Raw genomic sequence first — 26,791 nt, 5'->3', positions numbered from 1 at the left:
GCAGTCGGGGTCGGCGGCCGCGCGCTCGGACACGTCCAGCACGACGGCCGGGGCGACCAGCCGGGTGGGCGGGACCTGCGCGACGTCCTCGCCGTCGCGCCCGGTGGCCCAGTGGACCGGCGCGTCGAAGTGCGTGCCGACGTGCTCGCCGGTCTCGATGTCGTTCCAGTACCAGGCGGGGCCGCGGTCGTCGTAGCGGCTGATCTCCTTGAGCCGGAACGGCACGGTGTTGGCGAACGGCTCGGGCAGCTGGAGGATCGGCGTCCGCTCCGACAGCGGGGCGGTCAGGTCGACGATCTCCACCGAGCCGTCGGCGACGGCGGCGAGCAACTGGGCGAGCAGGGGCATCCGGTCCTCCGGCGGCACGGGTGGCTGAGGGGGTGCGCGGGGTCCCCTGAACGTACCGCAGATGGACCCGCCCAGAGGGCCTGCTCAACGCCGTTGCTCGAGCGTCCGGAACAAAGTGGACGGCGGCACGGGTTAGGGTTACCTAAGTACCGCGGATCATCGGAGGACGCATGGCGACGGAACCGGCACGCGAACCGGCACGCAGGGGACGCACGCTCCACCGGGGGACGGTGGTGCGCACCGAGCGCCTCACCCCGCACATGATCCGGGTGGTCCTCGGCGGCGCCGGGCTCGCGGAGTTCGCCGCCGGCGAGTTCACCGACCACTACGTGAAGCTGCTGTTCCCGCGTCCGGGCGTCGCCTACCCCGAGCCGTTCGACATGGAGCGGGTGCGCGCCGAGCTGCCGCGCGAGCAGTGGCCCGCGACCCGCACCTACACCGTCCGCGCATGGGACGAGCGGGCGCGCGAGCTGACGATCGACTTCGTCCACCACGGCGACAAGGGCCTCGCCGGCCCGTGGGCGGCGGCCGCCCGGCCGGGCGACGAGATCATGTTCAACGGCCCCGGCGGCGCCTACGCGCCCCGCCCGGCCGCCGGCTGGCACCTGCTCGCCGGCGACGAGAGCGCGCTGCCCGCGATCGCCGCGGCCCTCGAACGCCTCCCGGCCGGCGCCCCCGCCCGCGCCTTCGTCGAGGTCGCGGGCCCGGAGGAGGAGCAGCCCCTGCGCGGCTCGGCGACCACCGAGATCGTCTGGCTGCACCGCGGCGCCGGCGAGGTCGGCGCGCTGCTGGTCGAGGCCGTCCAGAAGCTCGACTTCCCGGACGGCGAGGTGCACGCCTTCGTGCACGGCGAGGCCGGCTTCGTCAAGGCCCTGCGCCGCCACCTGCGGGTCGAGCGGCGCCTGCCCCTCGACGCGCTCTCCATCTCCGGCTACTGGCGCCGCGGCCGCGACGAGGACGGCTGGCAGTCGAGCAAGCGCGACTGGAACCGCCAGGTCGAGCAGGAGGAGGCCGCGGCCCTCGGCTGACCCGCCGGCCGGCCCGGCCGCGGGTCAGGCGGTGGCCGGGGCCTGGTCGTCGAGGTCGTCGAGGCCGTCGAGGTCCTCGGGGCCGTCGTCGTCGGCGAAGCCCGGCAGCCAGCGCTCGGCCTCGGCGCGGAAGGCGCCCTCGGCCTCCAGCTGGCACAGCACGCCGCCGCAGCCCGACAGGGCGCGGCTGACGGCCAGGTACTGCGGCGGCAGCCGGAACGCGCGGGCGAGCGCGCCCGGGCGCATGTCGGAGGCGAGCCCGAGGCCCCGGGCGGTCTGCTCGCGCAGCCACTCGCGGGAGTAGCGGAAGCGCTCCACGGCGAACGGCGCGGCGTGCGGGGCGACGAGGTCGGCGATCTCCTCCGGGTCGACCTCCGCGTCCGGGACGAGGAAGCCCTCGTCGCACAGGGCGTCGACGATCTCGTCGGGGTCGCCGAGGGTGCCGATGCGCAGCAGCCGGCCGATCGACCACTGCAGCTCGGCGGGGACGCGGGCGGCGCCGCCGAAGTCCAGCACGCCGAGGCGGCCGTCGTCCAGCAGCCGGAAGTTGCCCGGGTGCGGGTCGATGTGGATCATCTCGCAGCGGGCCGGGCCGGACAGCAGGAAGCGGAACAGCAGCAGGCCGGCGCGGTCGCGGCGGTCCTGGTCGCCCTCGGCGATGACCTTGGCGAGCGGGGTGCCGTCCAGCCACTCGGTGACCAGCACGTTCCCGGCCTGCGCGACGACGGCGGGGACGGCGAAGTCGGGGTCGCCGGCGTAGGCGTCGTGGAAGGCGGTCTGGGCGCGGGCCTCGTCGGCGTAGTCGAGCTCCTTCTCCAGGCGGCGCTTCAGGTCGGCGACGACCGGCTTGACCTCGACGCCGGGGAACAGCGGGGTGAAGAGCCGGCTGAGGCGGGCGATCTGGTTGAAGTCGCTCATCAGGGCCTGCGCGGCGCCGGGGTACTGCACCTTGACCGCGACCGTGCGGCCGTCGTGCCAGACGGCCTTGTGGACCTGCCCGATGGACGCGGCGGCGGCCGGGCGGTCGTCGAACTCGGCGAACAGGTCGCGCCAGTCCTCGCCGAGGCCCTCGGCGAGGACCTGGTGCGTGGTGGCGGCGGGCATCGGCGGCGCCGCCTCCTGGAGGCGGGTGAGGCTGGCGCGGAACGGGCCGGCGATCTCCTCGGGCAGCCCCGCCTCGAAGATCGACAGCAGCTGGCCGACCTTCATCGCGCCGCCCTTCAGCTCGCCGAGCACGGCGAACAGCTGCTCGGCGGTGCGGCGCTGGACCTCCAGCGCGACGGCCTCGGCGGGGCGGCCGAAGGTCCGCTTGCCGAACCCGAGGGCGGTGCGCCCGGCGAAGCCCAGCGGGAGGGTCGCCAGCTTGGCGGTGCGCGTCACCGCGCGGCGGGGGATGTCACTCACGGCCCGGCCGTCCCTTTTTCGACGATGCGTCCAATGCCTTAGCCTCTCATGGCGAACGAAAGCCACAAAGTGGTCAATCGCCGTCCATTGTTCAGCGTTCGGCGGGGCCCGGAGATTCCCGGCCGCCGTCCCCGGACACGCGGCCACCGTCCCCGGGCGCGCACGGGCGCAGCAGCAGCTCGACGACCTCCAGGGCCCGCTCGATCTCCGGCTGGTTCCCGCCCAGGTAGTGGGCGTACATGAACGAGTCGGCGACCCGGACGATCGCCTGCGCGAGCGTGCGGGTGGGCAGCGGGACGCGCAGCGCGCCGCGGTCGATCTCCGCCTGCAGCTCGCGCGCCAGCAGCTCGGCCGCGCGGTCCTCGATGGTGCCGGGCATGGTGGCCAGCCGGACGAACAGCCGCGGCTCGCGCTCGGTGAACGCCTTCAGCGGCGCCGCGTCCACGACCGCGCGCATGAAGCGCTCCAGGAGGGCGAGGATCCGCGGCGCGCCCGCGCCGCCGACGCCGCGCGCCGCGACGCGGTAGGTGCGCTCGGTCATCTCCGCGAGGACCGCGCCGAGGAGCTGCTCGCGGCCGCCGACCCACCGGTACAGGGTCGCGCGCCCGACGCCCAGCTCCGCCGCCAGCGCCGACATGTCGATCGGCTCGCCCCGCAGGTAGTGCGCGGACGCGGCGGCGAGCGCGGCGGACGGCCCGGCCGCGGGCCGGGCGGGCGCGCCGGGGGGAACGGGGCTGCCGCTCATCCGCACAGCATGGCACAGCGGCGCCGGCGGGCCCGGCCCGGACTCCTCGCGATCGCGCGACTACCACACGTGATCAAAGGGTAGTCAGCTCAGTGTGAAGGTCAAACATGGGGGTGCCGGACGCAAGGGCCGGCTGCTGATCATCGGTGGGGCGGAGAACCGGACCTGCGGGGCCGGGCCGCTGGAGACGTTCGTCGAGCTGTCCGGGGCCGAGGACGCGCGGATCGTGGTCGTGACGACGGCGACGGAGGTGCCCGAGGAGGTCGCGGAGGAGTACACGGCGGTGTTCGGGCGGCTCGGCGTGTCGTCGGTCCGGGAGCTGCGGCTGCTCGGCCGCGCCGCGGCCGACGACGCGGCGACGCTGCGGGCGCTCGACAACGCGACGGGCGTGCTGTTCAGCGGCGGCGACCAGTCGCGGATCCGGACCCTGGTGGGGTCCCGGACCAACGAGCTGCTGAAGCGGCGGCTCGACCAGGAGGGCCTGGTCATCGCCGGGACGAGCGCGGGCGCGACCGCGATGGGGCATTGGATGATCTTGGGCGGGCACGGCCACGAGGTCGCCGCGTCCAGTGTGAAGGTCGGGCCGGGCCTCGCGCTGCTCGACAACGTGCTGATCGACATGCATTTCAACGAGCGCGGGCGGCTGCCGAGACTGATGAGCGGCATAGCGCTCGACACCCGGCTGCTCGGCGTCGGGATCGACGAGGACACGGCGATCGTCGTGGGCGACGGCCAGTTCGAGGTGGTCGGGACCGGAGTGGTGACGGTCGTGGACGCCGGGCAGTCCACCATCGCCTACGCCGCCTCCGACGACGAGCCGATGGCGATGTTCGACGTGTCGCTGCACCTGCTGCCCGCCGGCTGCACGTTCCAGATGAACGACAAGCTGCCCGCGATCGGCAACATGCGCGGCCCGGACGAGGAGGACTGAGCCGTGCGGCTCGATCATGTGCGCCGCCTGAGCGGCCCGAACACCTACCTGTCCCGCCCGGTCGCGATCGCGCGGCTGGACCTGCAGAGCCTGACCGGCCATGAGACGACCGACCATCCCGGCTTCGCCGAGCGGCTCGTCGCGGCGCTGCCGGGCCTCGCCGGGCACCACTGCTCGGCGGGCCGCCCCGGCGGGCTGCTGGCCGCGATGGCGCGCGGCACCTATTTCGGCCATGTGACCGAGCACGTCACCCTGGAGCTGTCCGGGCTCATCGGCCGCGAGGTGTTCTTCGGCCGCACCGTCCTCGCGGGCGGGCCGGGCGAGTACGAGGTGATCCTGGAGTGCCCGCGGGACGAGCCCGCCTCCAGCACCGTGGTGGAACGGCTGATCATGCTGGCCGTGCGGGCGGTGACGGGTGCGCTGGAGGGGCAGGTGCCGGACCTGTCCGGCGACCTCGCCGAGGTCGCCGCCGCGCACGAGGCCGAGCGCCTCGGGGTGAGCACGGCGGCGCTGGCCCGGGCGGCGCGCGAGCGGGGCGTGCCGGTCCGCCGCGTCGGCGGCCTCAACCTGCTGCGGCTCGGGTACGGGCGGTACCGGCGGACGGTGTGGGCGGCGATGACGGACGCGACCTCCGCGATCGGGATGGAGGTCGCCGGCGACAAGCGGCTCGCGCACCGCGTCCTCGCCGACGCGGGCGTCCCCGTCCCCGAGGGGCGGGTCGCGGCGTCGCCGGCGGAGGCCCTGGCGGCGCTGCGCGACATCGGCGGGCCGGTGGTCGTCAAGCCGCTCGCCGGGCACCAGGGCGAGAACGTCCACATCGAGCTGACCGAGCCGCCGGAGGTGGTGGCCGCGTTCGCGTCCGCCGCCGGGGAGGCCGGCGAGGTGCTCGTCGAGTCCTACATCCCGGGCAAGGACTACCGGGTCCTGGTGGTCGGCGGCCGGGTCGCGGCGGCGGCCGAGCTGACCGCCGCCCATCTGACCGGCGACGGGGAGAGCGCGATCGCGGCGCTGGTGGAGCGGGTCAACGCCGACCCGGCCCGCGGCGAGGGCCACGACCGGCCGCTGACGCGGCTGGCGCTCGGCCCGACGGAGCTGGCGCTGCTGGCGCGGCAGGGGCACGGCCCGGACTCGGTGCCCGGCGCCGGGGAGCGGGTGTGGCTGCGCCGCAACGCGAACCTGTCCACCGGCGGCACCAGCCGCGACGTGACCGCCGAGGTCCACGCGGACGTCGCCGCGATGTGCGTGCGGGCCGCCGCGGCCGTCGGCATGGACGTGTGCGGCATCGACCTGCGGCTGCCCGACATCGCCTCCCCGGTGCCCGCCGAGCGCGGCGCCGCCGGGATCCTGGAGGTCAACGCCGCGCCGGGGCTGCGCATGCACCTGGCGCCGCACGAGGGGGCGGGACGGGACGTCGCCGGCGACGTCATCGACCTGATGTACCCGGCGGGCACGCCGTCGCGGATCCCGATCGTGTCGGTGACCGGCACCAACGGCAAGACGACGACCGTCCGGATGATCGCGCACATACTGGAGCTGGACGGCCGGCGGACCGGCATGACCAGCACCGAGGGCGTGCACGTGGGCGGGCGGCAGGTCCACCTGTCGGACGCGTCCGGGCCCCGCTCGGCGGAGATGGTGCTCGGCGACCGGTCGGTGGAGGCGGCCGTGCTGGAGACCGCGCGCGGCGGCATCGTCCGGCGCGGCCTCGGCTACGACCGCGCCGACGTCGCGGTCGTCACCAACGTGACCCGCGACCACCTCGGCGTGGACGACACCGAGTCGGTGGCCGACCTGCTCGACATCAAGGCGCTGGTCGCCGAGGAGGTCCGGCGCGGCGGGCACGTGGTGCTGAACGCCGAGGACGAGCCGTCGGCGAGCCTGGCGGAGCGGCCCTCGGTGCGGCGCCGCGACCCGGTGCTGCGGTTCTTCGCGCTGTCGCCGGACGCGCCCGTCCTCGTCGCGCACCTGCGCGGCGGCGGCCTCGGCTACTACCTGGCGGACGGCTGGCTGACCGAGGCGCGCGGCGACCGCCGGACCCGGATCCTGCCGGCCGCGGAGGTGGCGGGCGCGTTCGGCGGGCACGCCGCGCACGTGCTGGCGAACGCGCTGGCCGCGGCGGCCGCCGCCCGCGCCCTCGGCGTCGCGGTGGACGTGGTGGCGCGCGCCCTGCGCTCGTTCGACCCGCACACCCGCAACCCCGGCCGGGGCTGCGTGTACCGGGTCGGGGAGAACCCGGTGCTGGTCGACTACGCGCACAACCCGGCGGCGGTCGCCGCGATGGGCGCGTTCGTGGAGCGGCGCTGGGGCGCCGGGGGCGTCGCCGCGGTCACGCTGCCGGGCGACCGGTCCGACGAGCTCGTCGGCGAGACGGCGCGGGCCCTCGCCGCGTCGTTCGGCCGCGTCGTCGTCTACGAGGACGAGGACCTGCGGGGCCGCCGCTCCGGCGAGATGACCCGGCTGATCGTGCAGGGGCTGCGGGAGGCGCGCCCGGACGTCCTGCACCATCCGGCGGGCGACCTGAAGGGGGCGCTGGCGTCCGCGCTGGACCTCGCCGAGCCGGGCGAGCCCGTGCTGCTGCTGTACGAGAAGCTGCAGCCGGTGACCGAGCTGCTGGAGACGCTGGACGCGGAGCCGGAGGGGGATCCGGGGCGGGCGGCGGAGCCGGCGGGCTAGCCGGGCGCCGCGGCCCGCCCGGCGGCGGGAGGGCGCAGGACCAGGACGCTGACCGCCAGCAGGGCGAGCACCACGATGCCGTCCAGCCAGTAGTGGTTGGCGGTGCCGACCACGACCGCGACCGTCACGGCGGGGTGCAGGAGCCACAGCCAGCGCCAGCGCGTCCGGGACGTGACGATGAGGCCGAGCGCGATGACGGCGGCCCACCCGATGTGCAGGGACGGCATGGCCGCGTACTGGTTGGCGACGGTGTCGGTCTGCGGCGGCCCGTACACGGCCGGGCCGAACCGCGCCGCGGTGTCGATGAGCCCGGTGGCGGGCAGCATCCGCGGCGGGGCCAGCGGGACGAGCAGGTGCAGGACGAGCGCGACGCCGGTCAGCGCGACCATGACCCGGCGGACCCACCGGTAGTGGGCGGGCCGCCGCAGGTAGATCCAGAGCAGGAAGGCGATCGCCGCCGGGAAGTGCACGTAGGCGTAGTAGCAGTTGGCCGCGTGCACGAGGAGCTGGCTGTTCAGCAGGCCGTCCTGGACGCCGGTCTCGCTGGGCAGGCGCAGCAGGCGCTCCAGGTGCCACACGTCGCGGGCGTTGGCGAACGCCTCCCCGACCCGCCCGCTCGCCAGCAGCCGGCCGAGCTTGTAGACCGTGAACAGCACCACGATCAGGACCAGCTCGCGGACGGCGTGGGGCCGCCCGCCGGGGCGCTCACGGCCTGGCCGTCCCGCGGCGGGCGCGTTCCGGCGTCCCGGCCGGCGCAGCCGCGCGAGGGCGCCGGCCGGCCGGGCGGGTCGGTCGAGGAGGCTCACATCGCTGTCCTTCTGTGGGGGGACGGGCCGGCTCAGCTCCGCGAGGCCGCGGGTTCCCGCTCGCGGGGGCGCTCGCCGGGCTCGTCGAGCAGATGCCGAAGCCTCTCACCTTCGACGTCCACGTTGGGCAGGGCACGCGCGAGCCGGCGGGGCAGCCACCAGGCGGCGCGGCCGGACAGCGCCATCACCGCGGGGACGAGCGTCATGCGGACCACGAAGGCGTCGAAGGCGACGCCGGCCGCGAGCGCGAACCCCATCATCTTGATCATCGATTCGGAGGAGGCGACGAACCCGGCGAACACCGCGATCATGATGACGGCGGCGGCGCCGACGACGCGGGCGCCGTGCCGGAACCCGGTGACGACGGCCTCGGTGGGCGCGGCGCCGTGCACGTGCTCCTCGCGCATCCGGGTGACGAGGAAGACCTGGTAGTCCATGGCGAGGCCGAACACCACCCCGATCAGGAAGATCGGCATCATGCTCATGATGGGGCCGGTCTCGGCGACGCCGAGCAGGCCGGCGAGCCAGCCCCACTGGAACACGGCGACGACCGCGCCGAAGGTGGCGGCGACGGTGAGGAGGAACCCCAGCGTCGCCTTCAGCGGCACGAGCAGCGACCGGAACACCAGGAGCAGCAGGATGAACGCGAGGCCGACGACGACGGCGAGGTAGGGCGCGAGCGCCTGGCCGAGCTTGGCGGACACGTCGATCGCCATCGCGGTCTGCCCGGTCACCATGGCCCGGACGCCGGCGGCCTCGCCGCCGTCGCGGATGTCGGCGACGAGCTCCTCGGTCCGCGCGGTGCTGGGCCCGCTCTTGGGCACCACGCTGAGCACGGCGGTGTCCCCGGCCGCGTTCGCGACCGGCGGGGTCACCGCGGCGACGTCCGCCATGCGGCCGACCTCCCCGGCGAACCGCTGCGCGGCGGCCTGCGCCCGGCCCGCGTCCTCCTGCACGACGACCATCAGCGGGCCGTTGGAGCCGGGGCCGAAGCCGTCGGCGATCAGGTCGTAGGCCTTGCGCTGGGTGGTGTCGGGCGCGGAGACCTCGTCGCCGGGCAGCCCGAGCCGCAGGTCCAGGGCGGGCGCGGCGATGACGCCGAGGCCGGCGACGGCGGCGAGCAGCACCGGCAGCGGGCGGCGGACGACGAACCGCGCCCACCGCTCACCCGCGGGCGCGCGGCCCCGCCCGGAGCGGTGGGCGTGGCGGCCGCCGCGCAGGCCGGGGAGCCGGCCGCCGAGCACCCGGCGGCCGGCGAGCCCGAGCAGCGCGGGCAGCAGGCTGAGCGCGATGAGGACGGCGACGACCACGGCGAACGCGGCGGCGAGGCCCATCTCGGTGAGCAGCGGGATGCCGACGACGGCGAGCCCGGCGAGGGCGATGACGACGGTCAGGCCGGCGAACACGACCGCGGATCCGGCGGTGCCGACGGCCCGGCCGGCGGCCTCCTCCCCGGACCGCCCCTCCTCCACCTCGTGCCGGTAGCGGGAGACGATGAACAGGGCGTAGTCGATGGCGACCGCGAGGCCGAGCATCAGCGCGAGCGTCGAGGTCATGGAGCTCATCTCGAACAGCCCGGTGGCCGCGGTGATCGCCGCCATCGCGATGCCGACGCCGAGGAGCGCGTTCAGCAGCGGCAGCCCGGCGGCGACCAGCGAGCCGAACGTGATGACCAGCACGACCGCGGCGACCGCGACGCCGATCACCTCGGCGGCGCTCTGCGCGGGCATGCCCTCGGTGGCGGTGCCGCCCATCTCGACCTGGAGCCCGGCGGCGCGGCCGGGGCCGGCGGCCGCGGCGAGCGCGTCCCGCGCCCCGTCGGTCACCTCGATCGGCGACACCTTGTAGGTGACCTGCGCGTAGGCGATCCGGCCGTCCTTCGACACGGCCCCGGCCTGGTACGGGTCGACCACGGAGGCGACCTGCGGGGCGGTCTTCAGCCGGCCGACGACCTGCTCGACGGCGGCCTTGCCGGACGGCTCGGTGACCGTCGACCCGGCGGGCGCGGCGAAGACGACCCGGGCGGTGGCCCCGTCCGCGGACGCCTGCGGCATCTTCCTCTCGAGCAGGTCGATCGCCTGCTGCGACTCGGTGCCGGGGATCGAGAAGTCGTTGGACGTCGGTCCCTTCAGCGCGGCGGCGCCCACGCCGGCGAGGACGAGGAGCGCCGCCCACAGCAGCACCACGAGGCCGCGCCGGCGGAACGAGAACCGGCCCAGCCGGTACAGCAGCGTGGCCAAGTCATCCCCCAGACGGTCGCGAAACGCGGACGGCTCGTCCGCGACCCGTCCACGCTAAACCGAACTTGCCCAGGCGGCAAAATTTCAGGCACTGCCAATTCGCGTGATGTGCATCTCACTGCGCGCCAGGGCGCCGGACGGTTCCGTCGAAGGGGGCGGCCCGCCCCTAGAAGATGGGGAGGCCGGTGTAGTTCTCCGCCAGGGACGTCTTGGCCGCCTCCGACGACGCCACATAGTCCAGGTGGGAGCGCTGGAGCCGCCGCTCGAAGTCGGTCGCCGCCGGGTCGACGTGCAGCAGCGTCGTCATCCAGTAGGAGAAGTGCTCGGCCCGCCAGACCCGCCGCAGGCACGTGTCGGAGTAGCCGTCCAGCAGCGTCTCCGACCCCGAGGCGTACCGCTCGGTCAGGGCCCGCGCCAGCACGATCACGTCCGAGACGGCGAGGTTGAGGCCCTTCGCGCCGGTCGGCGGGACGATGTGCCCGGCGTCGCCGGCGAGGAACAGCCGGTCGTGGCGCAGCGGCTCGGCCACGAAGCTGCGCATCGGCGTGACCGACTTGTCGGTGATCGGGCCCTCGTGCAGCTTCCAGCCGTCGTCGGTGGCGAACCGCGTCGCCAGCTCGTCCCAGATCCGGGCGTCGGACCAGGCGGCGAGGTCCTCGTCCGGGCTCACCTGCAGGTACAGCCGGCTGACCTGCGGCGAGCGCAGGCTGTGCAGCGCGAAGCCGCGGTCGTGGTTGGCGTAGATCAGCTCCTCGGTGGACGGCGGGACGTCGGCGAGGATGCCGAGCCAGGCGAACGGGTACTCGCGCGAGAACGTCCGCAGGCCCGGCACCGCGGGGCGGCTGACGCCGTGGAACCCGTCGCAGCCCGCGATGTAGTCGCAGTCCAGGGTGTGCGTCTCGCCGCCGCTGCGGAACGTCACGCTCGGCGCGGACGCGTCCAGGCCCACGACCTCGGTCTCGAACCGCACGTCGCCGCCGTCCGCCAGCCGCCGGGCCACCAGGTCCTTGACGATCTCGGTCTGCGCGTAGACGGTGACCGTCCGGCCGGTGAGGTCGGTCAGCGGGACGCGGTGCCCGGCGCCGCCGAACCGCAGCTCCAGCCCGTGGTGGACGAGCCCCTCCCGGTCGAGCCGGTCGCCGACGCCGGTCTCGCGCAGCACGTCCGTCGTGCCCTGCTCCAGCATCCCGGCGCGCTGCCGGTGCTCCACGTAGTCGCGGTCCCGGCTCTCCAGCACCACGGACTCGATCCCCCGCAGATGGAGCAGGTGCGACAGCAGCAGTCCGGCGGGGCCGCCGCCGATGATCGCGACCTGGGTACGCATCGAGCCTCCTCGTCGTCGGTTACCCGGCGATGCTGGCGTGCATCGCCGCTGGTTCAGGCTCCGGTCTTCCGCTCAACGGAAAACAGGTCGGGATCGCCGCCCCAGTGCGCGGCCACATCCCGGGACAGGGCCCGCGCCGCCGTCGTCAGCGGCGGCAGCAGCCGCCGCAGGTCGGCGCTGCGCGTGGCCGACACCAGCGACAGCGCCGCCACCACCGCGCCCGCCGCGTCCCGCACCGGCGCGCCGACCGACGAGGCGCCGAGCGTCATCTCGTCCCGGGTGAGCGCGTAGCCGGAGCGGCGGACCTGCTCCAGGGCGCGCCGCAGGTCGTCGGCGGCGGTGATGGACCGCGCCGCGTGCCGGGCCAGCTCCCCGGCGAGGACCTTCTCCCGGACCTCCGGCGGCGCGTAGGCCAGCAGCACCTTGCCCACGCCCGTGGTGTGCAGCGGCAGCATCGCGCCGACCTGCGTGACCACCGGCACCGAGCGGGTCCCGCGCAGCCGCTCGACGATCAGCACGCGGTCGTCGCGGAGCACGCCGAGCTGCACGTTGTCGTGGGTGGCCTCGTACAGGTCCTCCATGTGCGGCAGCGCCAGCTCGCGCAGCCCCGTGACGGCCGGGGCCTGGCTGCCGATGCGCCACAACCGGGTGCCGATGCGGTACGTCCCGTCCGGGACCCGCTCCAGGAACCCGCCGCCGACCAGCTCCCCCACGAGCCGGTGCCCGGTCGCGAGCGGCAGCCCGGAGCGGCGGCAGATCTCGCTCAGGTTGAGCCGGACGCCGCCCTGGGCGAAGGCGTTCAGGATCGCCATCACCTTGCCGGCCACGCTCACCGGCCGCGCGCGCTCCGCGCCGTCCCCCGCCACCTGCCACCTCCCGCGCGGCCCGCTCCCCGGGCCGGCCGCCCGGAACCCGCCCGTCACTCCCCTTCGTCGAGGACCCGCTGGGCGACGGCGAAGGCCGAGTTCGCCGCCGGTACCCCACAATAGATCGCCGTCTGCAGGAGCACCTCTTTGATCTCCTCGGGCGTCAGCCCGTTGCGGACGGCGGCGCGGACGTGCATGGCCAGCTCGTCCAGATGGCCGCCGGCGACCATGGCGGTGAGCGTGATGCAGCTGCGGGTCTTGCGGTCCAGGCCGGGGCGGCTCCAGATCTCCCCCCAGGCATAGCGGGTGATCATGTCCTGGAAGTCGGCGGTGAAGGCGTTCTTGCGGGCCTCGGCGCGGTCGACGTGCGCGTCCCCGAGCACCTCGCGGCGCGTCCGCATGCCCTGCGCGTGCCGGTCCTCGTCGGTCATCCGCTCCGCGCTCATCCTTCGTTTCCCTTCCATGTGCGCTCCAGGTGCGCGGTGATCTCCTCGGTGACCGCGGCCGGGCGTTCGACGTTCGCCAGGTGGCCGGCGCCCTCCACGACGGCGAGCCGGGCGCCGGGGATGCCCGCGGCCAGCCGGTCGGCGTGGCCGGCGGGCGGGGTGGGGCCGTCCTGCGCGCCCGCGATCACCAGGGTCGGCGCGGAGACCGCGCCGAGCCGCGCCGTGGCGTCGAACCCGGCGAGGGCGTCGCAGCAGGCGGCGTAGCCCTCGGGGTCGGTCGCGCGGAGCATCGCCACGTAGGGCTCCGCGCCGGTGAAGCCGGGGGTGAACCAGCGGCCGGCCGCCGAGTCGGCCACGGGGCCGACCCCGTCGCGGCGGACGAGCGCGGCCCGCTCCCGCCACGGTCCCGGCTCGCCGAAGCGCGGGGACGTGCAGCACAGGACCAGGCTCGCGACGCGGCCGGGGGCGCGCAGCGCGAGCGCGGTGCCGACCGCGCCGCCCAGCGACACCCCGGCGTACGCGGCCCGGTCGGCGCCGAGCGCGTCCAGGAGGGACAGGACCCCGCCGGCCAGGTCGTCGACGGTGAACGGGCCGTCCGGGACGGGGGCGCCGCCGTGGCCGGGCAGGTCGTAGCGCAGCACCCGCCAGGCGCGGGTGAGCGCCGGCAGCTGCGGGAGCCACAGGTCCATGGTGGTGCCGAGGGACGGGCCGAGGACGACGAGCGGCGCGTCCTCCGGGCCGTCCAGGCGGTACTGGGGGACGTTCACGGGCGGCTCCTCCGGTAGGCGTCGAGGGCCCGGCCGACGAGCGCGGCGGCGTTCCCGGTGCCGGGGTCGCGGCCGAGCACGCCGATCAGGTCGTCCAGGCCGGCGCGCATCCGCTCGGGGGACACCTCCAGGCCGTCCAGCAGTTCGGCGGCGGTCTCGGCGGCGCCGCCGGTCAGGCGCAGGCACTCGCGCAGCGGCTGCCACTCGGCGTGCCACTCCCCCGCCGGCCGCTCGTGCGGCGCGGCCTGCGCGGCGAGGACGACCTGCGCCTGCGCCGGCACCTGCAGCGCGGCCGAGCGGACCAGGGCCGACAGCGCGGGGTTGCGCTTGTGCGGCATCGAGGACGAGCCGCCCCGCCCGGCGCCCGCCGCCTCGGCGGCCTCGCCGACCTCGCTCTGCGACAGCAGCCACACGTCGGTGGCGATCTTGCCGAGGGCGCCCGCGGCGACCGCCAGCGCCGACGCGAGCCCGGCGACCGGCACCCGGCGGGTGTGCCACGGCAGCGCCGGGCACGCGAGCCCGGTCTCCGCGGCGTAGGCGGCGACCAGGTCGAAGGCCCGGTCGCCGAAGGCGTCGAGCGTCCCGGCGGGGCCGCCGAGCTGCACGGGCAGCGGCACGGCGGCCAGCCCCTCGCGGGCCTCCAGGCAGCCCAGCAGCCAGTTCGCGGCCTTGGCGCCGAACGTGGTCGGCAGCGCCTGCCGGCCGAGGGTGCGGGCCGCCATCGGGGTGTCGCGGTACCGCGCCGCGAGCCCGGCCAGGGCGTCCAGCGCCCGGTCGAGGTCGGCGAGGAGGACGCGCCGGGCCCGGGCCGCGACGAGCATCGCGCCGGTGTCGGCGATGTCCTGGCTGGTGGCGCCCTTGTGCACGTGCTCGCCGGCGGGCCCGGCGAGGGCGCGCAGGTCGGCGACCAGCGGCACCACGGGGTTGCCGGAGCCGCGCGCCCGGCGGGCGATCGCGACGAGGTCGAAGCGGCCCGGGTCGGCGGCCGCGGCGATCGCCTCGGCGGCCGCCGCGGGGACGATGCCGAGGCGGGCCTGCGCGCGGGCCAGCGCCGCCTCGGCGTCCAGCATCGCGGTCAGGTAGGCGAGGTCGCTCGTCGCGGCCTCCGCCGCCGTCCCGGCCCGGACGGGGGACAGCAGCCCCGCGTCCGGCGCCGCGCCCGCGCCCCGCTCGTGCCCGTGATCACCGGAGGGCCCGTGCTCGTCAGAAGGCAAGGAAGACCGTCTCCCCTTCCCCTTGCAGCCGGACGTCGAAGCGGTACTCCCGCTCGCCCTCGCGCGCGGCGACCAGCGTGCCGCGCCGCTCCGCCGGGACCTGCGCGAGGAGCGGGTCGGTGGCGTGGGCGGCCTCGTCCTCGGGGAAGTACAGCCGGGTGAAGACGGGCTTCAGCAGGCCGCGGGCGAACACGAGCACGGCGATGTAGGGGGCGCCGCCGCCGGCCGCGCCGGGCTTGAGGGTGCTGAACCAGTAGCCGCCGGCGGCGTCGGTGCCGCAGCGGCCGAAGCCGGAGAACCCGTGCCCGGCCCGGACCAGCCCGCCGGGGCCGCGCGGGACCGCGCCGTCGGCGTCCGGCTGCCAGATCTCCAGCAGCGCGTCCGGCACCGGCTCGCCGGCGCCGTCGAGCACCCGGCCGCGCACCGTGATCGCCTCCGGCCGCCACGGCGGCACGACCTCCGGGCCGCCCGCGTACGGCAGCGCGTAGCCGAAGAACGGCCCGACGGTCTGGGACGGAGTGGTGAGGGGCGGTGTGCTCATCAGACCTCCATCGGGGTGTCGCCGAGGACGATGTCCCACTGGTAGCCGAGCGCCCATTCGGGCGTCGTGGTGTCCAGGTCGAACCGGGAGACCAGCTTCTCCCGGTCCCGCTCGTCCGGGATCGACTGGAAGATCGGGTCGTAGGCGAACAGCGGGTCGCCGGGGAAGTACATCTGGGTGACGAGCCGCTGGGTGAACGCCGTCCCGAACACCGAGAAGTGGATGTGCGCGGGCCGCCAGGCGTTGTGGTGGTTGCCCCACGGGTAGGCGCCCGGCTTGATCGTGACGAACCGGTAGCGGCCGTCGCCGTCGGTGAGGCAGCGCCCGGCGCCGGTGAAGTTCGGGTCGAGCGGCGCCGGGTGGATGTCGCCGAGGTGGTTGTAGCGGCCGGCGGCGTTCGCCTGCCAGATCTCCACCAGCGCGTTGCGCACCGGTCGCCCGGCGCCGTCCAACACCCGGCCGGTCACGACGATCCGCTGGCCCTGCGGCTCGCCGGCGTGCTGGACGGTGAGGTCCTCGTCCAGCCGGCCGAGCTCCTGGTGGCCGAAGACCGGCGAGGTCAGCTCGACGCTGTCCGGGCCGAGCTTCGGCATGACCAGTTCCTGTGCCGGGGCGCGGAGCACGGTGCTCTTGTAGCCCGGGTACAGGTAGGGCGGGTGGGTCGTGCGCCCCTCCCCGCCTCCGCCGGTCCCTGCGCGGTCCATAGACCTCCCCTTCCCACGTCGCGGACACCGTGCACCCACCCTGGCAGCCCGCGCCGGGTGCGCCGGAACGGGGTTTCCGCCCAATGGAAACGGGGGCGGCCGCTCAGAGGCGCTCGGCCAGCCCGAACAGCGGGAACAGGCTCGTGTCGAAGAACACCGAGGCGTGCGCGACGCCGTGCTCGGTGACGCTCAGCACCTGCAGCTGGTAGGCGCGGTGGACGCCGTCGTCGGCGCGCTTGTAGAGGCCGAACGCGGGCTGCCCGTTCGCGGCGGCCGGCACCATCCGGAGGTCGCCGGGGCCGGGCGCGCACTGGGCGGCGATGAGCCGCACCACGTTCTCGGCGCCGACGAACCACTCGGGGAACGGCGGCATCTCCCAGACGACGTCCTTCTTGAACAGCTCGATGAGCCCGGCGATGTCGGCGTCCTCGAACGCCTTGGCGTACCGCTCCAGCAGGTCGCGCTGGGCGGGGTCGGTCGGCTCGACCAGCTCGTCGCGCATCGGCGCGTCCTGCTCCAGCTGGGATCGCGCCCGCTGCAGCGCGCTGTTGACCGCCGCCGTGGAGGTGCCGAGCAGCTCGGCGACCTCGGCCGCCCGCCACTTCAGCACGTCCCGCAGGATCAGCACGACCCGCTGCTTGGCGGGCAGGTGCTGCAGCGCCGCGACGAACGCCAGCCGGGTGCTCTCGCGGGCCGCGACGATCGTGGCGGGGTCGGCGGCGTCCGCGCCGAGGACCGTGTCGGGCGCGGGCTCCAGCCACGGCACCTCGGGCGAGGCGACCACGGGCCGCTCCGGCTCCTCGCTCGGCGCGCCGAGGCCCGACGGCATGGGCCGCTTGCCGCGCTGGTCGATCGCGGTGAGGCACACGTTGGTGGCGATCCGGTACAGCCACGTCCGCAGCGACGACCGGCCCTCGAAGTCGCCGTAGGACCGCCAGGCCCGCAGGTAGGTCTCCTGGACGAGGTCCTCGGCGTCGTGGATGGACCCCAGCATCCGGTAGCAGTGCGCGAGCAGCTCCCGCCGGTACGGGTCGGCGAGCTGCTGGAAGTCGCGGTCTGACTGGATCGTGGTGTTCGCCATGGTGATGGTCACCTTCGCGTTCGGCGGCATCGCTCGGACGGCGCGGCCGGACGGCCCCGTCTCCGGCGACCGTAGGCGACCCCACCGACAGAACGCGTGCAACGCCTTCATCCTACGCACGGTCCCGCGGCCGGACCGGGCGCCGCGCGGGTCCGCCGGCTACGCCTCCCGGTGCGGTTCGAGCACCGTGATGCCGGGGCCGGCGGGCGCGGTGAGGGCCGCGGGCCCGTCGCCGAGCGGCAGGACGCGGGCGACGAGGAGGTCGGGGCGCAGCGCGCCGGCGCGCACCAGCTCCAGCATCGGGCCGTAGGCGTGCGCGGGCATCCCGTGGCTGCCGGCGATCTCCAGCTCCCAGGCGATGACCCGGTCCATCGGGAGGTCGGCGCGGCCCGCGCCGGGCGGCAGCAGCCCGACCTGGACGTGCCGGCCGCGGCGGCGCAGTGAGGCGACGGAGGCGCGGGCGGTGGCGGGGCTGCCGAGGGCGTCCAGGGACAGGTGCGCGCCGCCGCCGCTGGCGTCGCGGACGGCTGCGGCGACGTCGTCGTGCCCGGAGGCGTCGACGACGGCGGCGGCGCCGCAGCGGCGCGCCAGCTCCAGCGCGCGCGGCGAGACGTCGACGGCGACCACGCGGGCGCCCGCCGCCGCGGCGATCATGACGGCGGACAGGCCGAGGCCGCCGCAGCCGTGCACCGCGACCCACCGGCCGGGGCCGGCGCCGCCCTGCGCGGTGACGGCCCGGAACGCGGTCGCGAACCGGCAGCCGAGCGCGGCGGCGGTGGTGAAGGGCATCCCCTCGGGCAGCCGCACGAGGTTGACGTCGGCGTTGTGGACGGCGACGTACTGGGCGAACGACCCCCAGTGGGTGAAGCCCGGCTGGGTCTGCTCCTCGCAGACCTGCTGGTCCCCCGCCGCGCAGGCGGGGCAGCGGCCGCACGCGCACACGAACGGGGCGGTCACCCGGTCGCCGGGCCGGTGGAGGGCGACCCCGGCGCCGACCTCCGCGACCGTGCCGGCCAGCTCGTGGCCGGGGACGTGCGGGAAGGACCGGATGTCGGGGTCGTGGCCCTGCCAGCCGTGCCAGTCGCTGCGGCAGGCGCCGGTGGCCTCGACCCGGATGACCGCGCCGCCGGCGGGCACCGGCGGGTCGGGCAGGTCCCGGACGTCCGGCGGCGCCCGGAACGCGTCGTAGGCGACGGCTCGCACCCCGCGGGCCGCTAGAACTCGAAGCCGCCGGGGCGGCCGTTGCGGTCGGCGATCAGCCCGGCGAGCGCGGCGATGGCGATCTCCGCGGGGGTCTTCGAGCCGATGTTGAGGCCGATGGGCCGGTGCACCCGGGCGATCTCGCTCGCGGGGACGCCGAGCTCGGTGAGCGCCGGGATGTGCGGGGCGGGGTGCCGGGGGTTGCCCATGACGCCGACCCACCGGACGGGCTGCGTCAGCACGTCGCGCAGCACGGGCCCGAGCTCGGGGCGGTGGTGGTCGGTGACGACCACGTCGGCGGTGCCGTCCAGCGGCGGCAGGTCGGCGGCGCCCTCGCGGTCCTTGTCGGGGTCGACGAGGAAGGTGCGGTAGCCGAGGTCGGCGCCGTAGCGCAGCAGGTGGTCGGCGACGGGGCCGGCGAACACCGCGACCAGCGTCCGCTCCTGCGCGGCGGGCGGGACGTCGCCGTGCGCGACGGCGCAGGACGGGTCGTTCTCGTGCGGTGCTCCCATACCCGAAGTGTGCCGCGCGCGGCGGCGGCCGGTCCAGCGGCCACGCCTTCCAGCGGAAAACACCGTTTCCGCAACGTGGCACTCCCCGCACCGGAGGGGGTATGCCTAAACTGCTGGCACCCGGCGCACAGGAGGGGTCGTGATCGCGAGACCGGAGGGCGGTCCCCGCATCGTGGTGGGGGTGGACGACTCCGCGGGCGCCCGCTGCGCGCTCTCCTGGGCGATCGGCGCGGCGCGGCTGCGCCGGCTGCCGCTGCTCATCGCGCACGCGGCGCCGCTGCCGCCGCACGTGTCGGCGGCCGGGCAGCTCGGCTGCGGCATCACCGAGGCGCTGCGCGCCTCCGGCGCCGAGCTGATCGCCCGGCTGCTCACCGAGGTGTCCGGCGGACCGCCGGCCGGGGTGGAGCTGACCGCGCTCGCGCTGGTCGGCGAGCCGGGCGCCGCGCTGGTGCGGCTGGCGGGCGACGACGACATCCTGGTCGTCGGGCACGGGACGCGCGGCCCGTTCTCGCGGCTGCTGCGGCCGTCGGTGCGGCTGCACTGCGCCCGGCGGGCCCGCGCGACGCTGGTGTGCGTCCGGCAGCCCTCGTTCGAGACGCTGCTGGAAGGCCTGGTCGTGCCGGACGAGTCGCCCGAGCACGTCCCCGGCTCGCGTTTCCGCAGGCTGGGACGGCGGCTGCGGCTGCCGCTCTGAGCGGGCGCCGCGCTGTTCGCCCGTTCCCGCCCCGGCCCGGCGCATAGGCTTGCCGCATGCGCAAGTACGTCATCATCGGCGCCATCGGCAGCGGCAAGGGGACGCAGTCGGGACTGCTCGCGCGGGATCTGGACATCGTGCACATCAGCGTCGGGGACATCTTCCGCTGGCACGTCAAGAACCACACCAAGCTGGGCGCGCAGGTGCGGCGGACGATGGCGGCGGGCGAGCTGGTCGGCGACGACCTCGCCGAGAGCGTCGTCCGGCAGCGGCTGGAGCAGCACGACTGGAACTACGGGTTCGTCGTCGACGGGTTCCCGCGCAGCCGGCGGCAGACCGAGTTCTTCCTGGAGAGCTACGACATCGACGGCGTGATCCACCTCGACCTGCCGGACGCGGAGGTCCGCCGCCGGGTGCTCGGCCGCCGGCTGTGCGCGCGGTGCGGGATGGACTACAACCTGATCGCCGACCGCCCGACGCAGGAGGGCCGCTGCGACGTGTGCGGCGGCGAGCTGGTGACGCGCGAGGACGACACTCCGGAGGCGCTCGCCGAGCGGCTGCGCGACTACCACGCCAAGACCGACCCGATCCTGGAGCTGTTCGGCCGCAAGGAGTACGTGGTCACCGTGGACGCGCGGCCGGGCATCGACGAGGTGCAGCGGACGCTGCGCGCGAAGCTCGGGCTCCCGGCGCCCCGGTGACGCCGCCGGTTCCGGCCCTGCCGGCGTCCCCCGTGGTGGAGCTGGCCGACGACCGGGCCGCGCGGCGCGGCGTGCGGCTGTTCCTGAAGCGCGACGACCTCGTCCATCCCGAGCTGCCCGGCAACAAGTGGCGCAAGCTCCGGCACAACATCGGACCGGCCCGCGCGAGCGGGACGCTGCTGACGTTCGGCGGCGCCTACTCCAACCACATCCGGGCGGCGGCCGCGGCGGGGCGGATCTTCGGGTTCGCGACCATCGGGGTGATCAGGGGCGAGGAGCATCTGCCGCTGAACGACTCGCTGGCGTACGCCCAGCGGATGGGCATGCGCCTCGCCTACCTGGACCGCGCCGCCTACCGCCGCAAGCACGACCCCGAGGTCGTGGCCGCCCTGCGCGAGCGGTGGGGCGACTTCTACCTGCTGCCGGAGGGCGGCAGCAACGCCCTGGCGCTCAAGGGGTGCGCGGAACTGGGCGCCGAGGTGCCGGGCTTCGACGTGGTGTGCTGCCCCTGCGGGACGGGCGGGACGCTCGCCGGCCTCGCCGCGGGCCTGGCCCCGGGCCAGCGGGCCCTCGGGTTCTCGGTGCTGAAGGGCGACTTCATGGCCGGCGAGGTCGAGCGGCTCCAGCGCGAGGCGTACGGGGAGCGGCGGGGGGACTGGCGCGTCGAGGGCGGCTTCCACTTCGGCGGCTACGCCAGGCGCACCCCGGACCTGGACGCGTTCATCGCCGGTTTCGCCGCCCGGCACGGCGTCGTCCTCGACCGCGTCTACACGGCGAAGATGATGTTCGGCGTGCTGGCGCTGGCCGAGCGCGGCGCCTTCCCGCCGGGGGCGCGCGTGCTGGCCGTGATCACCGGCTGACGGCTGCGATCACCGGCTGACGGCCGGGCGGCCCCGGCGCGGGGCCGCCCGGCCCGGTGTCACGCCGGGGGCAGGTCGACCAGCTCCGCCAGGGCGGCGCGGTGGTGGTCGGGCGTCCCGAGGGCGATCGAGTCGGCCTTGGCGCGCTTCAGGTACAGGTGCGCGGGGTGCTCCCAGGTGAAGCCGATGCCGCCGTGCATCTGCACGCACTCCTCCGCCGCCTTGAGGGCGACGGCCGAGCAGTGCGCCTGCGCCACGGCCACCGCGATCGGCGCGTCCCCGTCCCCGGCCGCGACGCAGGACGCCGCGTGCCGCGCCACGGCCCGCGCCTGGGTGATGGACGTCCACAGGTCGGCGAGGCGGTGCTTGAGGCCCTGGTAGGACCCGACCGGGCGGCCGAACTGGTAGCGCGTCTTGACGTAGGCGACGGTGTCGTCCAGGCAGCGCTCGGCGAGCCCGAGCTGCTCGGACGCCAGCATCGCCGCACCGGTCAGCAGGGCCGCCCGGACCGCGTCCAGGCCGTCCGCGACGCGCCGGGCGGGCGCGCCGGAGAAGGCGACGTCGGCGAGGCGCCGGGTCATGTCGAGGGAGGTGACGGCGGTGCGGCGGGCGTCGGCGGCGTCCACGGCGTACAGGCCGCCGGAGGCCGGGACGAGCAGGACATCGGCGGCCATGCCGTCGGCGACGCTGGTGACCTCGCCGGTCAGCGTCCCGTCCGCCGCCCGCACGGTGGCGGCGGCGCCGCCGGGCGGGGTGCTGAACGGGACGGCCAGGACCGCGATCCGCTCCCCCGCGGCGAGCTCGGCGAGCAGGTCCCGCTCGCCGGCGGCCAGCAGCGCGGCGGTCGCGACCACGGCGCTGGTCAGGAACGGGACGGGCGCGGCGGACCGGCCCAGCTCCTCCATGACCACCGCCGTCTCGCGCCAGGTGGCACCGGCGCCGCCGAGGTCCTCGGGGACGGGCAGCCCGGCGCAGCCGAGCTGCCCGGCGACGGCCCGCCACAGCTCCGCGTCGTAGGGCGCGTCCTTCTCGACGCCGGCGAGCACGGACGTCCAGGGCGCCTTGTCGTCGAGCAGCCCGCGGACGCCGGCGCGCAGGTCGGTCTCGATCTCGGAGTACAGCAGGTCGCTCATTTGGGCAGGTCCTTCCACGCCACGTCCTTGTCGACGCGGATCTCGCCGGGCAGGCCGAGGACGCGCTCGGCGATGATGTTGCGCAGGATCTCCGAGGTGCCGCCCTCGATGGAGTTGCCCTTGGCGCGCAGGTAGCGGTAGCCGGGCGAGCGGCGGGTGAAGTCGACCTCGGTGGGGCGGCGCATCGTCCAGTCGTCGTAGCGCAGTCCGTCCTCGCCGAGCAGTTCCAGCTCCAGCCCGGAGACCTCCTGGTTGAGCGCGGCGAAGGCGAGCTTGGCGCCCGAGCCCTCGGGGCCGGGCTGCCCGGCGGTGAGCTGCTGGCGCAGCCGCTCCCCGGTGAGCCGGGCGGCCTCGGTCTCCACCCAGGCGCGCAGCAGCGCGTCGTGCAGGCCGGGGGTGCGCAGCTCGGGGCGGTCCCGCCAGAGCGCGGCGACCACGCCGATCATGCCGCCCTCGCGCGGCGCGGCGTTCCCGCCGATCGCGACCCGCTCGTTCATCAGCGTCGTGGTGGACACCTGCCAGCCCTGCCCGACCTCGCCGAGCCGGTGCGCGTCGGGGATCCGCACGCCGGTGAGGAACACCTCGTTGAACTCGGCCTCGCCGGTGATCTGCCGCAGCGGGCGGACCTCGACGCCGGGCGCGGTCATGTCGCACACGAAGTAGGTCATGCCGCGGTGCTTGGGGACGCCGGGGTCGGTGCGGGTCACGAGGATCGCCCACCGCGCCTCGTGCGCCATGGACGTCCAGACCTTCTGCCCGTCGACGGTCCAGGCGTCGCCGTCGCGGACGGCGCGGGTGGCGAGCGCGGCGAGGTCGGAGCCGGCGCCGGGCTCGCTGAACAGCTGGCACCACAGCTCCTCGCCGGTCCACAGCGGGCGCAGGAAGCGGCGCTTCTGCTCCTCGGTGCCGAACGCGAGGATGGTCGGCGCGGCCATGCCGAGGCCGATGCCGTTGCGCTCGGGGTGGTTGGTCGGCGCGCCGGCCCCGGCGAACGCCCGGTCGACGGCGGGCTGCAGGTGCCGCGGGGCGCCGAGCCCGCCGAGCCCCTCGGGGTAGTGCACCCAGGCGAGCCCGGCGTCGAACCGGGCGCGCAGGAACTCCAGGGGCTCGGTGACCGAGGGGTCGTGGGCGGCGAGGAACTCGCCGACCCGGCGGCTCAGCTCGTCGGCGTCGGGCGGTGCTGTGCTCACAGGGCGGACCTCCGCGCGGGGCGGCGGGCGGCGGCCGCGCCGCCCGCGAACGGACATACCAACCGGTCGGTATGGCCCGTCCAGCCTAGGAACCGCCGGACCCGCGAGTCAACCGCGCGGCCCGGCGGGGCGCCGGTCAGGCGCCCGCCGCCAGGCCGAGCCCCGAGTGGTCGTGGTAGTCGCGGGACTCCACGATGTGCCCGTCGCGGACCCGCATGACCACGATGTTCGGCAGCAGGAACTCCCGCCCCGTCGCGGTGTTGCGCCCCGCGTACTCGAACTCCGCGATGATCACCTCGGGATCGGCGGTCTGGTGGACGGTGACGTTGCGCGCCGCCATCTCCAGTGGCAGCGTCTCCAGCCGGGCGAAGTGCTCGCGCAGCGCCGCGCGGCCCTCCAGGCGCGCGGCGGGGTGGGCGAACGGCTGCACGACCACCGCGTCCTCCGCGTAGAGGCGCGGCAGGTCGCCGGGGCGCCGCGCGATGATCCCGTCGAGCAGCCGCTGGAAGACGGCCCGGGGGGTGGCGAACTCGGACATGGCTGACTCCCCTACAATCGGAGTTTCTACTCCGTATGCAAAATATGGAGTCACGACTCCACTTGTCAACGGAAGGCGCCGATGACCTCTCCCGCGTCCGGCAGGCCGCTGCGCGCCGACGCCCTGCGCAACCGCGCCAAGGTCCTCGCGGCGGCCGAGGAGGTCTTCGCCGCCCGGGGCACCTCGGCGTCCACCGAGGAGGTCGCGCGGCGGGCGGGCGTCGGGATCGGCACGGTGTTCCGGCACTTCCCCACCAAGGAGTCGCTCCTGGAGGCCGTGCTGGTCGCGCTGCTGGAGCGGCTCGCCGGCGAGGCCGAGGAGCTGCGCTCGGCCGCCGACCCGGGCGCGGCGTTCTTCGGGTTCCTGTCCCGGGTGGTCGCGCAGGCGGCGGCGAAGCAGGCCGTCACCGAGGCGCTGGCCGAGGCGGGCGTCGACGCCCGGGCCGCCACCGGCCGCGCGGGCCCCGGCCTGCGGGCGGCGCTCGCCGTCCTCCTCGAACGCGCGCAGGAGGCGGGGGCCGTCCGCTCCGACGCCGACCTGGAGGTGGTCATGGCGCTGCTGGTCGGCATGTCCTACGCGGCCGGGCACGCCGGGGCCCGCGAGGACGTCCTGCGGATCGCCTTCGACGGGCTGCGCCCGCGCGCGGCCGCGGAACGGGCCGCGCGCGGGTAGGGCGGCCGCCCGTCAGGCGGCCAGCTCCGCCGGCAGGTCGTCGCGGTACAGCACGGTCAGCGAAGTGACGGCGCGGGTCAGCACGACGTACAGCCGGGCGAGTCCGCGCTCCTCCGCGGCGGCGATCGCGGCGGGCTCGGCGACGATCACATGGTCGTACTCCAGGCCCTTGGCGAGGGTCGCGGGGATGACCAGCAGCCGGGCGGAGCCGTCCGACTCCGGGCCGAGCACCGCGTGCTCCAGCCCGGCCGCCGCCAGCTCGGCCGCGTGCGCGGCGACGGCGGCGTCCGGGACGATCAGGCCGACCGAGCCGGGGCGGGCGAGGGCCGCGCGGACGGCCCCGGCGGCGGCCGGGACCACGTCGGCGACGCGGCGCACCTCCAGGGCGCCCGCGCCGGGCCGCAGCGAGCGCGGCCGCTCCAGGCCGGGCGCGACGTGCGGGAGCAGCCGGGCGGCGTAGTCCAGGACGGTCCCCGGGACGCGGAACCCGAGGGTCAGCTCGGTGACCTCCCCGTCCTGCCCGAGGTGGCCGAGCACCTCCTTCCAGGAGCGGGCCGACCAGGCGGTGGTGCCCTGGGCGAGGTCGCCGAGCACGGTCGCCGAGCCCGTCCCGCAGCGCCGGCCCAGCGCCCGCAGCTGCATCGCCGACAGGTCCTGCGCCTCGTCCACGACGAGGTGGCCGAGCGAGGGCGTCCGGTCGATGAGGTCGCCCAGCTCGTCGAGGAGGGCCCGGTCGGCGGCGGTCCACTTGGCCGACCGGTGCGAGCGCGGCGCCTTCGGCCACAGGAGCGCGGCCTGCTCGTCCTCGTCCAGGACGCCCTTGGCGGCCCGCGCGAGGAACTCGCCGTCCGACAGCAGCCTGTGCAGGACCTGCTCGGCGGTCACCTTCGGCCACACCGCGTCGAGCACCTCCCGGACCGGCCGGCTCCGGGCGACCTGGTCCTGGACGCGGTCGTCGGGCGCCTCGCCGCGCTGCTCCATCAGCACCAGCACCCGGTGCGCGAGCCGCTGCGCGAACGCGGCGCGGCCGGCGCCGTACCGGGTGGTGCCGCGCAGCCCCGCCGCGATCTCCCGGACCTCGTGGTCGGCGAGCCGGAAGCGGACCGAGCCGCGGGTGACGACGAGGCCCTCCGCGGGCTTGCGGACGTGCAGCCACAGGGCCCTGCGCAGGACGTCCGCCATCCGGGCGTCGCCCTTGGCGGCCGACACCGCCGCCGGCTCCTCCCCCAGCGGCGCCCCGAGCAGGTCGTCGATCGTGGCCTGCTCGACCCGGACTTCGCCGAGCGCGGGCAGCACCGCCGAGATGTAGCCGAGGAACGCCCGGTTCGGGCCGACGATGAGGACGCCGGACCGCGACAGCCGCTCCCGGTGCGTGAACAGCAGGTAGGCGGCGCGGTGCAGGCCGACGGCGGTCTTGCCGGTGCCGGGCGCGCCCTGCACGCAGACCGTGCGGGGCAGGTCGGCGCGGACGATCACGTCCTGCTCGGGCTGGATGGTGGCGACGATGTCGCGCATCGGCCCGGTGCGGGGCCGCTCGATCTCCTCGGTGAGGATCCGGGACGGCCCGGCGCCGGCCCCGCCGTCGAGGGGCTCGTCCTCGAATGCGGTCAGCTCCCCGGCCTGGAACCCGAACCGGCGCCGCAGCCGCCAGCCCATCGGGTCGGCGGGGCCGGCCTGGTAGAAGGCGCGCGAGACGGGGGCGCGCCAGTCCAGCACGAGGGGGCGGCCCTCGGCGCCGTCGTGGACGTGCCGCCGCCCCACGTAGATGACCTCGGGCAGTTCGGGGTCGCCCGCGGCGGCGCGGTCCATCCGGCCGAAGAACAGGGGCGTGTCGGGGTGGTCGGCGAGCGCGGCGACCCGCTGGTCGAGCATCGCCTCCAGGATCTGCCGGCTCACCCAGTCGGCGGCCACGTCGGCGGACAGGCTCGCGGCGTGCTCGCGCATCCGGCGCAGCGCGGCGCGCGACTCGGCCAGGTGGGCGCGTTCGGCGGTGAGTATCTCCGTTTCGTCGGATCCGGCGGGTTCGGCGGGCATGCGGGCAGACCTCCGGCGGTGCGAGGGGCGTACAGGGGAAACCCACAACCTTACCGGCCGCCGGGACGGCCTGGACGGCTCCTTCATCCGCTCCCCCAACGGCCGGATCCGGAGGCGGCGGCGCTTCGCCTTGCCCGGC

The 26,791-nt window shown here is 75.8% G+C and carries 26 protein-coding genes; 7 read left to right on the top strand and 19 right to left on the bottom strand.

The window, feature by feature from the left end; translation table 11 throughout:
- A partial coding sequence (locus ETD96_RS03730) for a cyclase family protein (RefSeq protein WP_138634032.1) occupies positions 1-348 on the bottom strand: 348 nt, incomplete at its 3' end.
- 170 nt (positions 349-518) lie between these two features.
- Here ETD96_RS03730 and ETD96_RS03725 point away from each other — a divergent pair.
- Positions 519-1,376 (top strand): siderophore-interacting protein, encoded by an 858-nt coding sequence (locus ETD96_RS03725; RefSeq protein ID WP_138634029.1) that lies wholly within the window; start codon positions 519-521, stop codon positions 1,374-1,376.
- Between the two features lie 24 nt (positions 1,377-1,400).
- On the opposite strand, the gene ETD96_RS03720 is transcribed toward ETD96_RS03725, so the two are convergent.
- Positions 1,401-2,780: an ABC1 kinase family protein gene (locus tag ETD96_RS03720; RefSeq protein ID WP_171068841.1), complete on the bottom strand. Its 1,380-nt coding sequence runs from the start codon at positions 2,778-2,780 to the stop codon at positions 1,401-1,403.
- 91 nt (positions 2,781-2,871) lie between these two features.
- Positions 2,872-3,525 carry a QsdR family transcriptional regulator gene (locus ETD96_RS03715; protein ID WP_171068840.1) on the bottom strand — a complete coding sequence of 218 codons (654 nt, stop codon included), beginning with the start codon at positions 3,523-3,525 and terminating at the stop codon, positions 2,872-2,874.
- Positions 3,526-3,619: 94 nt separating this feature from the next.
- Between ETD96_RS03715 and ETD96_RS03710 the strand changes: the two genes are divergently transcribed.
- Entirely contained in the window at positions 3,620-4,456 is an 837-nt protein-coding gene (locus ETD96_RS03710; RefSeq protein WP_138634026.1) for a cyanophycinase, read from the top strand.
- Between the two features lie 3 nt (positions 4,457-4,459).
- The gene (cphA, locus tag ETD96_RS03705) at positions 4,460-7,129 is read left to right on the top strand and encodes a cyanophycin synthetase (RefSeq protein ID WP_138634023.1); all 2,670 of its coding nucleotides are present in this window, start codon (positions 4,460-4,462) and stop codon (positions 7,127-7,129) included.
- Here cphA and ETD96_RS03700 read toward each other — a convergent pair.
- The 12 genes from ETD96_RS03700 to ETD96_RS03645 form a co-directional block, all read right to left on the bottom strand.
- Complete coding sequence (locus ETD96_RS03700; protein WP_240807173.1) at positions 7,126-7,935, bottom strand: phosphatase PAP2 family protein; 810 nt, start codon at positions 7,933-7,935, stop codon at positions 7,126-7,128. The genes cphA and ETD96_RS03700 overlap by 4 nt on opposite strands.
- Before the next feature lie 32 nt (positions 7,936-7,967).
- Positions 7,968-10,175 carry an MMPL family transporter gene (locus tag ETD96_RS03695; RefSeq protein WP_138634020.1) on the bottom strand — a complete coding sequence of 736 codons (2,208 nt, stop codon included), beginning with the start codon at positions 10,173-10,175 and terminating at the stop codon, positions 7,968-7,970.
- A gap of 166 nt (positions 10,176-10,341) precedes the next feature.
- Positions 10,342-11,499, bottom strand: coding sequence for a 4-hydroxybenzoate 3-monooxygenase (locus tag ETD96_RS03690; protein WP_138634017.1), 1,158 nt, complete (start codon positions 11,497-11,499; stop codon positions 10,342-10,344).
- 53 nt (positions 11,500-11,552) lie between these two features.
- Positions 11,553-12,365 (bottom strand): IclR family transcriptional regulator, encoded by an 813-nt coding sequence (locus ETD96_RS03685; protein ID WP_240807172.1) that lies wholly within the window; start codon positions 12,363-12,365, stop codon positions 11,553-11,555.
- A gap of 53 nt (positions 12,366-12,418) precedes the next feature.
- Positions 12,419-12,811 (bottom strand): 4-carboxymuconolactone decarboxylase, encoded by a 393-nt coding sequence (gene pcaC / locus ETD96_RS47880; RefSeq protein WP_171068839.1) that lies wholly within the window; start codon positions 12,809-12,811, stop codon positions 12,419-12,421.
- Positions 12,808-13,578 (bottom strand): 3-oxoadipate enol-lactonase, encoded by a 771-nt coding sequence (gene pcaD / locus ETD96_RS45710; protein WP_338072532.1) that lies wholly within the window; start codon positions 13,576-13,578, stop codon positions 12,808-12,810. The genes pcaC and pcaD overlap by 4 nt, the downstream gene beginning before the upstream one ends.
- Positions 13,575-14,792 (bottom strand): 3-carboxy-cis,cis-muconate cycloisomerase, encoded by a 1,218-nt coding sequence (gene pcaB, locus ETD96_RS03670; protein ID WP_138634011.1) that lies wholly within the window; start codon positions 14,790-14,792, stop codon positions 13,575-13,577. The genes pcaD and pcaB overlap by 4 nt, the downstream gene beginning before the upstream one ends.
- Complete coding sequence (gene pcaG, locus ETD96_RS03665) at positions 14,782-15,333, bottom strand: protocatechuate 3,4-dioxygenase subunit alpha (RefSeq protein WP_138634008.1); 552 nt, start codon at positions 15,331-15,333, stop codon at positions 14,782-14,784. Before pcaG ends, pcaB begins: the two co-directional genes overlap by 11 nt.
- Positions 15,333-16,037, bottom strand: coding sequence for a protocatechuate 3,4-dioxygenase subunit beta (gene pcaH, locus ETD96_RS03660; protein ID WP_138634004.1), 705 nt, complete (start codon positions 16,035-16,037; stop codon positions 15,333-15,335). Before pcaH ends, pcaG begins: the two co-directional genes overlap by 1 nt.
- Positions 16,038-16,140: 103 nt before the next feature.
- Entirely contained in the window at positions 16,141-17,148 is a 1,008-nt protein-coding gene (locus tag ETD96_RS03655) for a sigma-70 family RNA polymerase sigma factor (protein ID WP_240807171.1), read from the bottom strand.
- 129 nt (positions 17,149-17,277) lie between these two features.
- Positions 17,278-18,321: a zinc-dependent alcohol dehydrogenase family protein gene (locus ETD96_RS03650; protein WP_138634001.1), complete on the bottom strand. Its 1,044-nt coding sequence runs from the start codon at positions 18,319-18,321 to the stop codon at positions 17,278-17,280.
- 11 nt (positions 18,322-18,332) lie between these two features.
- Positions 18,333-18,830 carry an XdhC family protein gene (locus tag ETD96_RS03645; RefSeq protein ID WP_138633998.1) on the bottom strand — a complete coding sequence of 166 codons (498 nt, stop codon included), beginning with the start codon at positions 18,828-18,830 and terminating at the stop codon, positions 18,333-18,335.
- Between the two features lie 139 nt (positions 18,831-18,969).
- Here ETD96_RS03645 and ETD96_RS03640 point away from each other — a divergent pair, with 139 nt between their 5' ends.
- From ETD96_RS03640 to ETD96_RS03630, 3 genes are read left to right on the top strand one after another with little or no spacing between them, the layout of a single operon-like run.
- Entirely contained in the window at positions 18,970-19,524 is a 555-nt protein-coding gene (locus ETD96_RS03640; RefSeq protein ID WP_138633996.1) for a universal stress protein, read from the top strand.
- A 56-nt stretch (positions 19,525-19,580) separates the two neighbouring features.
- Positions 19,581-20,225 (top strand): adenylate kinase family protein, encoded by a 645-nt coding sequence (locus ETD96_RS03635; protein WP_138633993.1) that lies wholly within the window; start codon positions 19,581-19,583, stop codon positions 20,223-20,225.
- Positions 20,222-21,085: a 1-aminocyclopropane-1-carboxylate deaminase/D-cysteine desulfhydrase gene (locus ETD96_RS03630; RefSeq protein ID WP_138633990.1), complete on the top strand. Its 864-nt coding sequence runs from the start codon at positions 20,222-20,224 to the stop codon at positions 21,083-21,085. The genes ETD96_RS03635 and ETD96_RS03630 overlap by 4 nt, the downstream gene beginning before the upstream one ends.
- A gap of 59 nt (positions 21,086-21,144) precedes the next feature.
- Here ETD96_RS03630 and ETD96_RS03625 read toward each other — a convergent pair whose 3' ends face one another.
- From ETD96_RS03625 to ETD96_RS03615, 3 genes are all read right to left on the bottom strand, one after another.
- Entirely contained in the window at positions 21,145-22,218 is a 1,074-nt protein-coding gene (locus tag ETD96_RS03625) for an acyl-CoA dehydrogenase family protein (protein WP_138633987.1), read from the bottom strand.
- Complete coding sequence (locus tag ETD96_RS03620; protein ID WP_138633984.1) at positions 22,215-23,408, bottom strand: acyl-CoA dehydrogenase family protein; 1,194 nt, start codon at positions 23,406-23,408, stop codon at positions 22,215-22,217. The genes ETD96_RS03625 and ETD96_RS03620 overlap by 4 nt, the downstream gene beginning before the upstream one ends.
- Positions 23,409-23,544: 136 nt before the next feature.
- A complete protein-coding gene (locus ETD96_RS03615) occupies positions 23,545-23,946 on the bottom strand; it encodes a nuclear transport factor 2 family protein (protein ID WP_138633981.1) in 402 nt (133 codons plus the stop codon).
- An 81-nt stretch (positions 23,947-24,027) separates the two neighbouring features.
- Between ETD96_RS03615 and ETD96_RS03610 the strand changes: the two genes are divergently transcribed.
- Complete coding sequence (locus tag ETD96_RS03610) at positions 24,028-24,618, top strand: TetR/AcrR family transcriptional regulator (RefSeq protein ID WP_138633978.1); 591 nt, start codon at positions 24,028-24,030, stop codon at positions 24,616-24,618.
- 12 nt (positions 24,619-24,630) lie between these two features.
- Here the strand turns inward: ETD96_RS03610 and ETD96_RS03605 are convergent, their stop codons facing one another.
- A complete protein-coding gene (locus ETD96_RS03605; RefSeq protein WP_138633975.1) occupies positions 24,631-26,652 on the bottom strand; it encodes a HelD family protein in 2,022 nt (673 codons plus the stop codon).
- Positions 26,653-26,791: the final 139 nt, after the last annotated feature.

This window comes from Actinomadura geliboluensis, assembly GCF_005889745.1.
In the GTDB taxonomy this organism is placed as follows: domain Bacteria; phylum Actinomycetota; class Actinomycetes; order Streptosporangiales; family Streptosporangiaceae; genus Spirillospora; species Spirillospora geliboluensis.
The sequence above is the reverse complement of the archived record's forward strand: the minus strand, read 5'-3'. Positions and strand labels throughout refer to the sequence as shown.

What these genes read in the sequence shown, in the direction of transcription:
- ETD96_RS03725 (WP_138634029.1), top strand. Translation starts at nt 519, where the DNA reads ATGGCGACGGAACCGGCACGCGAACCGGCACGCAGGGGACGCACGCTC.
- ETD96_RS03715 (WP_171068840.1), bottom strand. Translation starts at nt 3,525, where the DNA reads ATGAGCGGCAGCCCCGTTCCCCCCGGCGCGCCCGCCCGGCCCGCGGCC.
- ETD96_RS03690 (WP_138634017.1), bottom strand. Translation starts at nt 11,499, where the DNA reads ATGCGTACCCAGGTCGCGATCATCGGCGGCGGCCCCGCCGGACTGCTG.
- pcaC (WP_171068839.1), bottom strand. Translation starts at nt 12,811, where the DNA reads ATGAGCGCGGAGCGGATGACCGACGAGGACCGGCACGCGCAGGGCATG.
- pcaG (WP_138634008.1), bottom strand. Translation starts at nt 15,333, where the DNA reads ATGAGCACACCGCCCCTCACCACTCCGTCCCAGACCGTCGGGCCGTTC.
- pcaH (WP_138634004.1), bottom strand. Translation starts at nt 16,037, where the DNA reads ATGGACCGCGCAGGGACCGGCGGAGGCGGGGAGGGGCGCACGACCCAC.
- ETD96_RS03655 (WP_240807171.1), bottom strand. Translation starts at nt 17,148, where the DNA reads ATGCCGCCGAACGCGAAGGTGACCATCACCATGGCGAACACCACGATC.
- ETD96_RS03645 (WP_138633998.1), bottom strand. Translation starts at nt 18,830, where the DNA reads ATGGGAGCACCGCACGAGAACGACCCGTCCTGCGCCGTCGCGCACGGC.
- ETD96_RS03635 (WP_138633993.1), top strand. Translation starts at nt 19,581, where the DNA reads ATGCGCAAGTACGTCATCATCGGCGCCATCGGCAGCGGCAAGGGGACG.
- ETD96_RS03625 (WP_138633987.1), bottom strand. Translation starts at nt 22,218, where the DNA reads ATGAGCGACCTGCTGTACTCCGAGATCGAGACCGACCTGCGCGCCGGC.
- ETD96_RS03615 (WP_138633981.1), bottom strand. Translation starts at nt 23,946, where the DNA reads ATGTCCGAGTTCGCCACCCCCCGGGCCGTCTTCCAGCGGCTGCTCGAC.
- ETD96_RS03610 (WP_138633978.1), top strand. Translation starts at nt 24,028, where the DNA reads ATGACCTCTCCCGCGTCCGGCAGGCCGCTGCGCGCCGACGCCCTGCGC.
- ETD96_RS03605 (WP_138633975.1), bottom strand. Translation starts at nt 26,652, where the DNA reads ATGCCCGCCGAACCCGCCGGATCCGACGAAACGGAGATACTCACCGCC.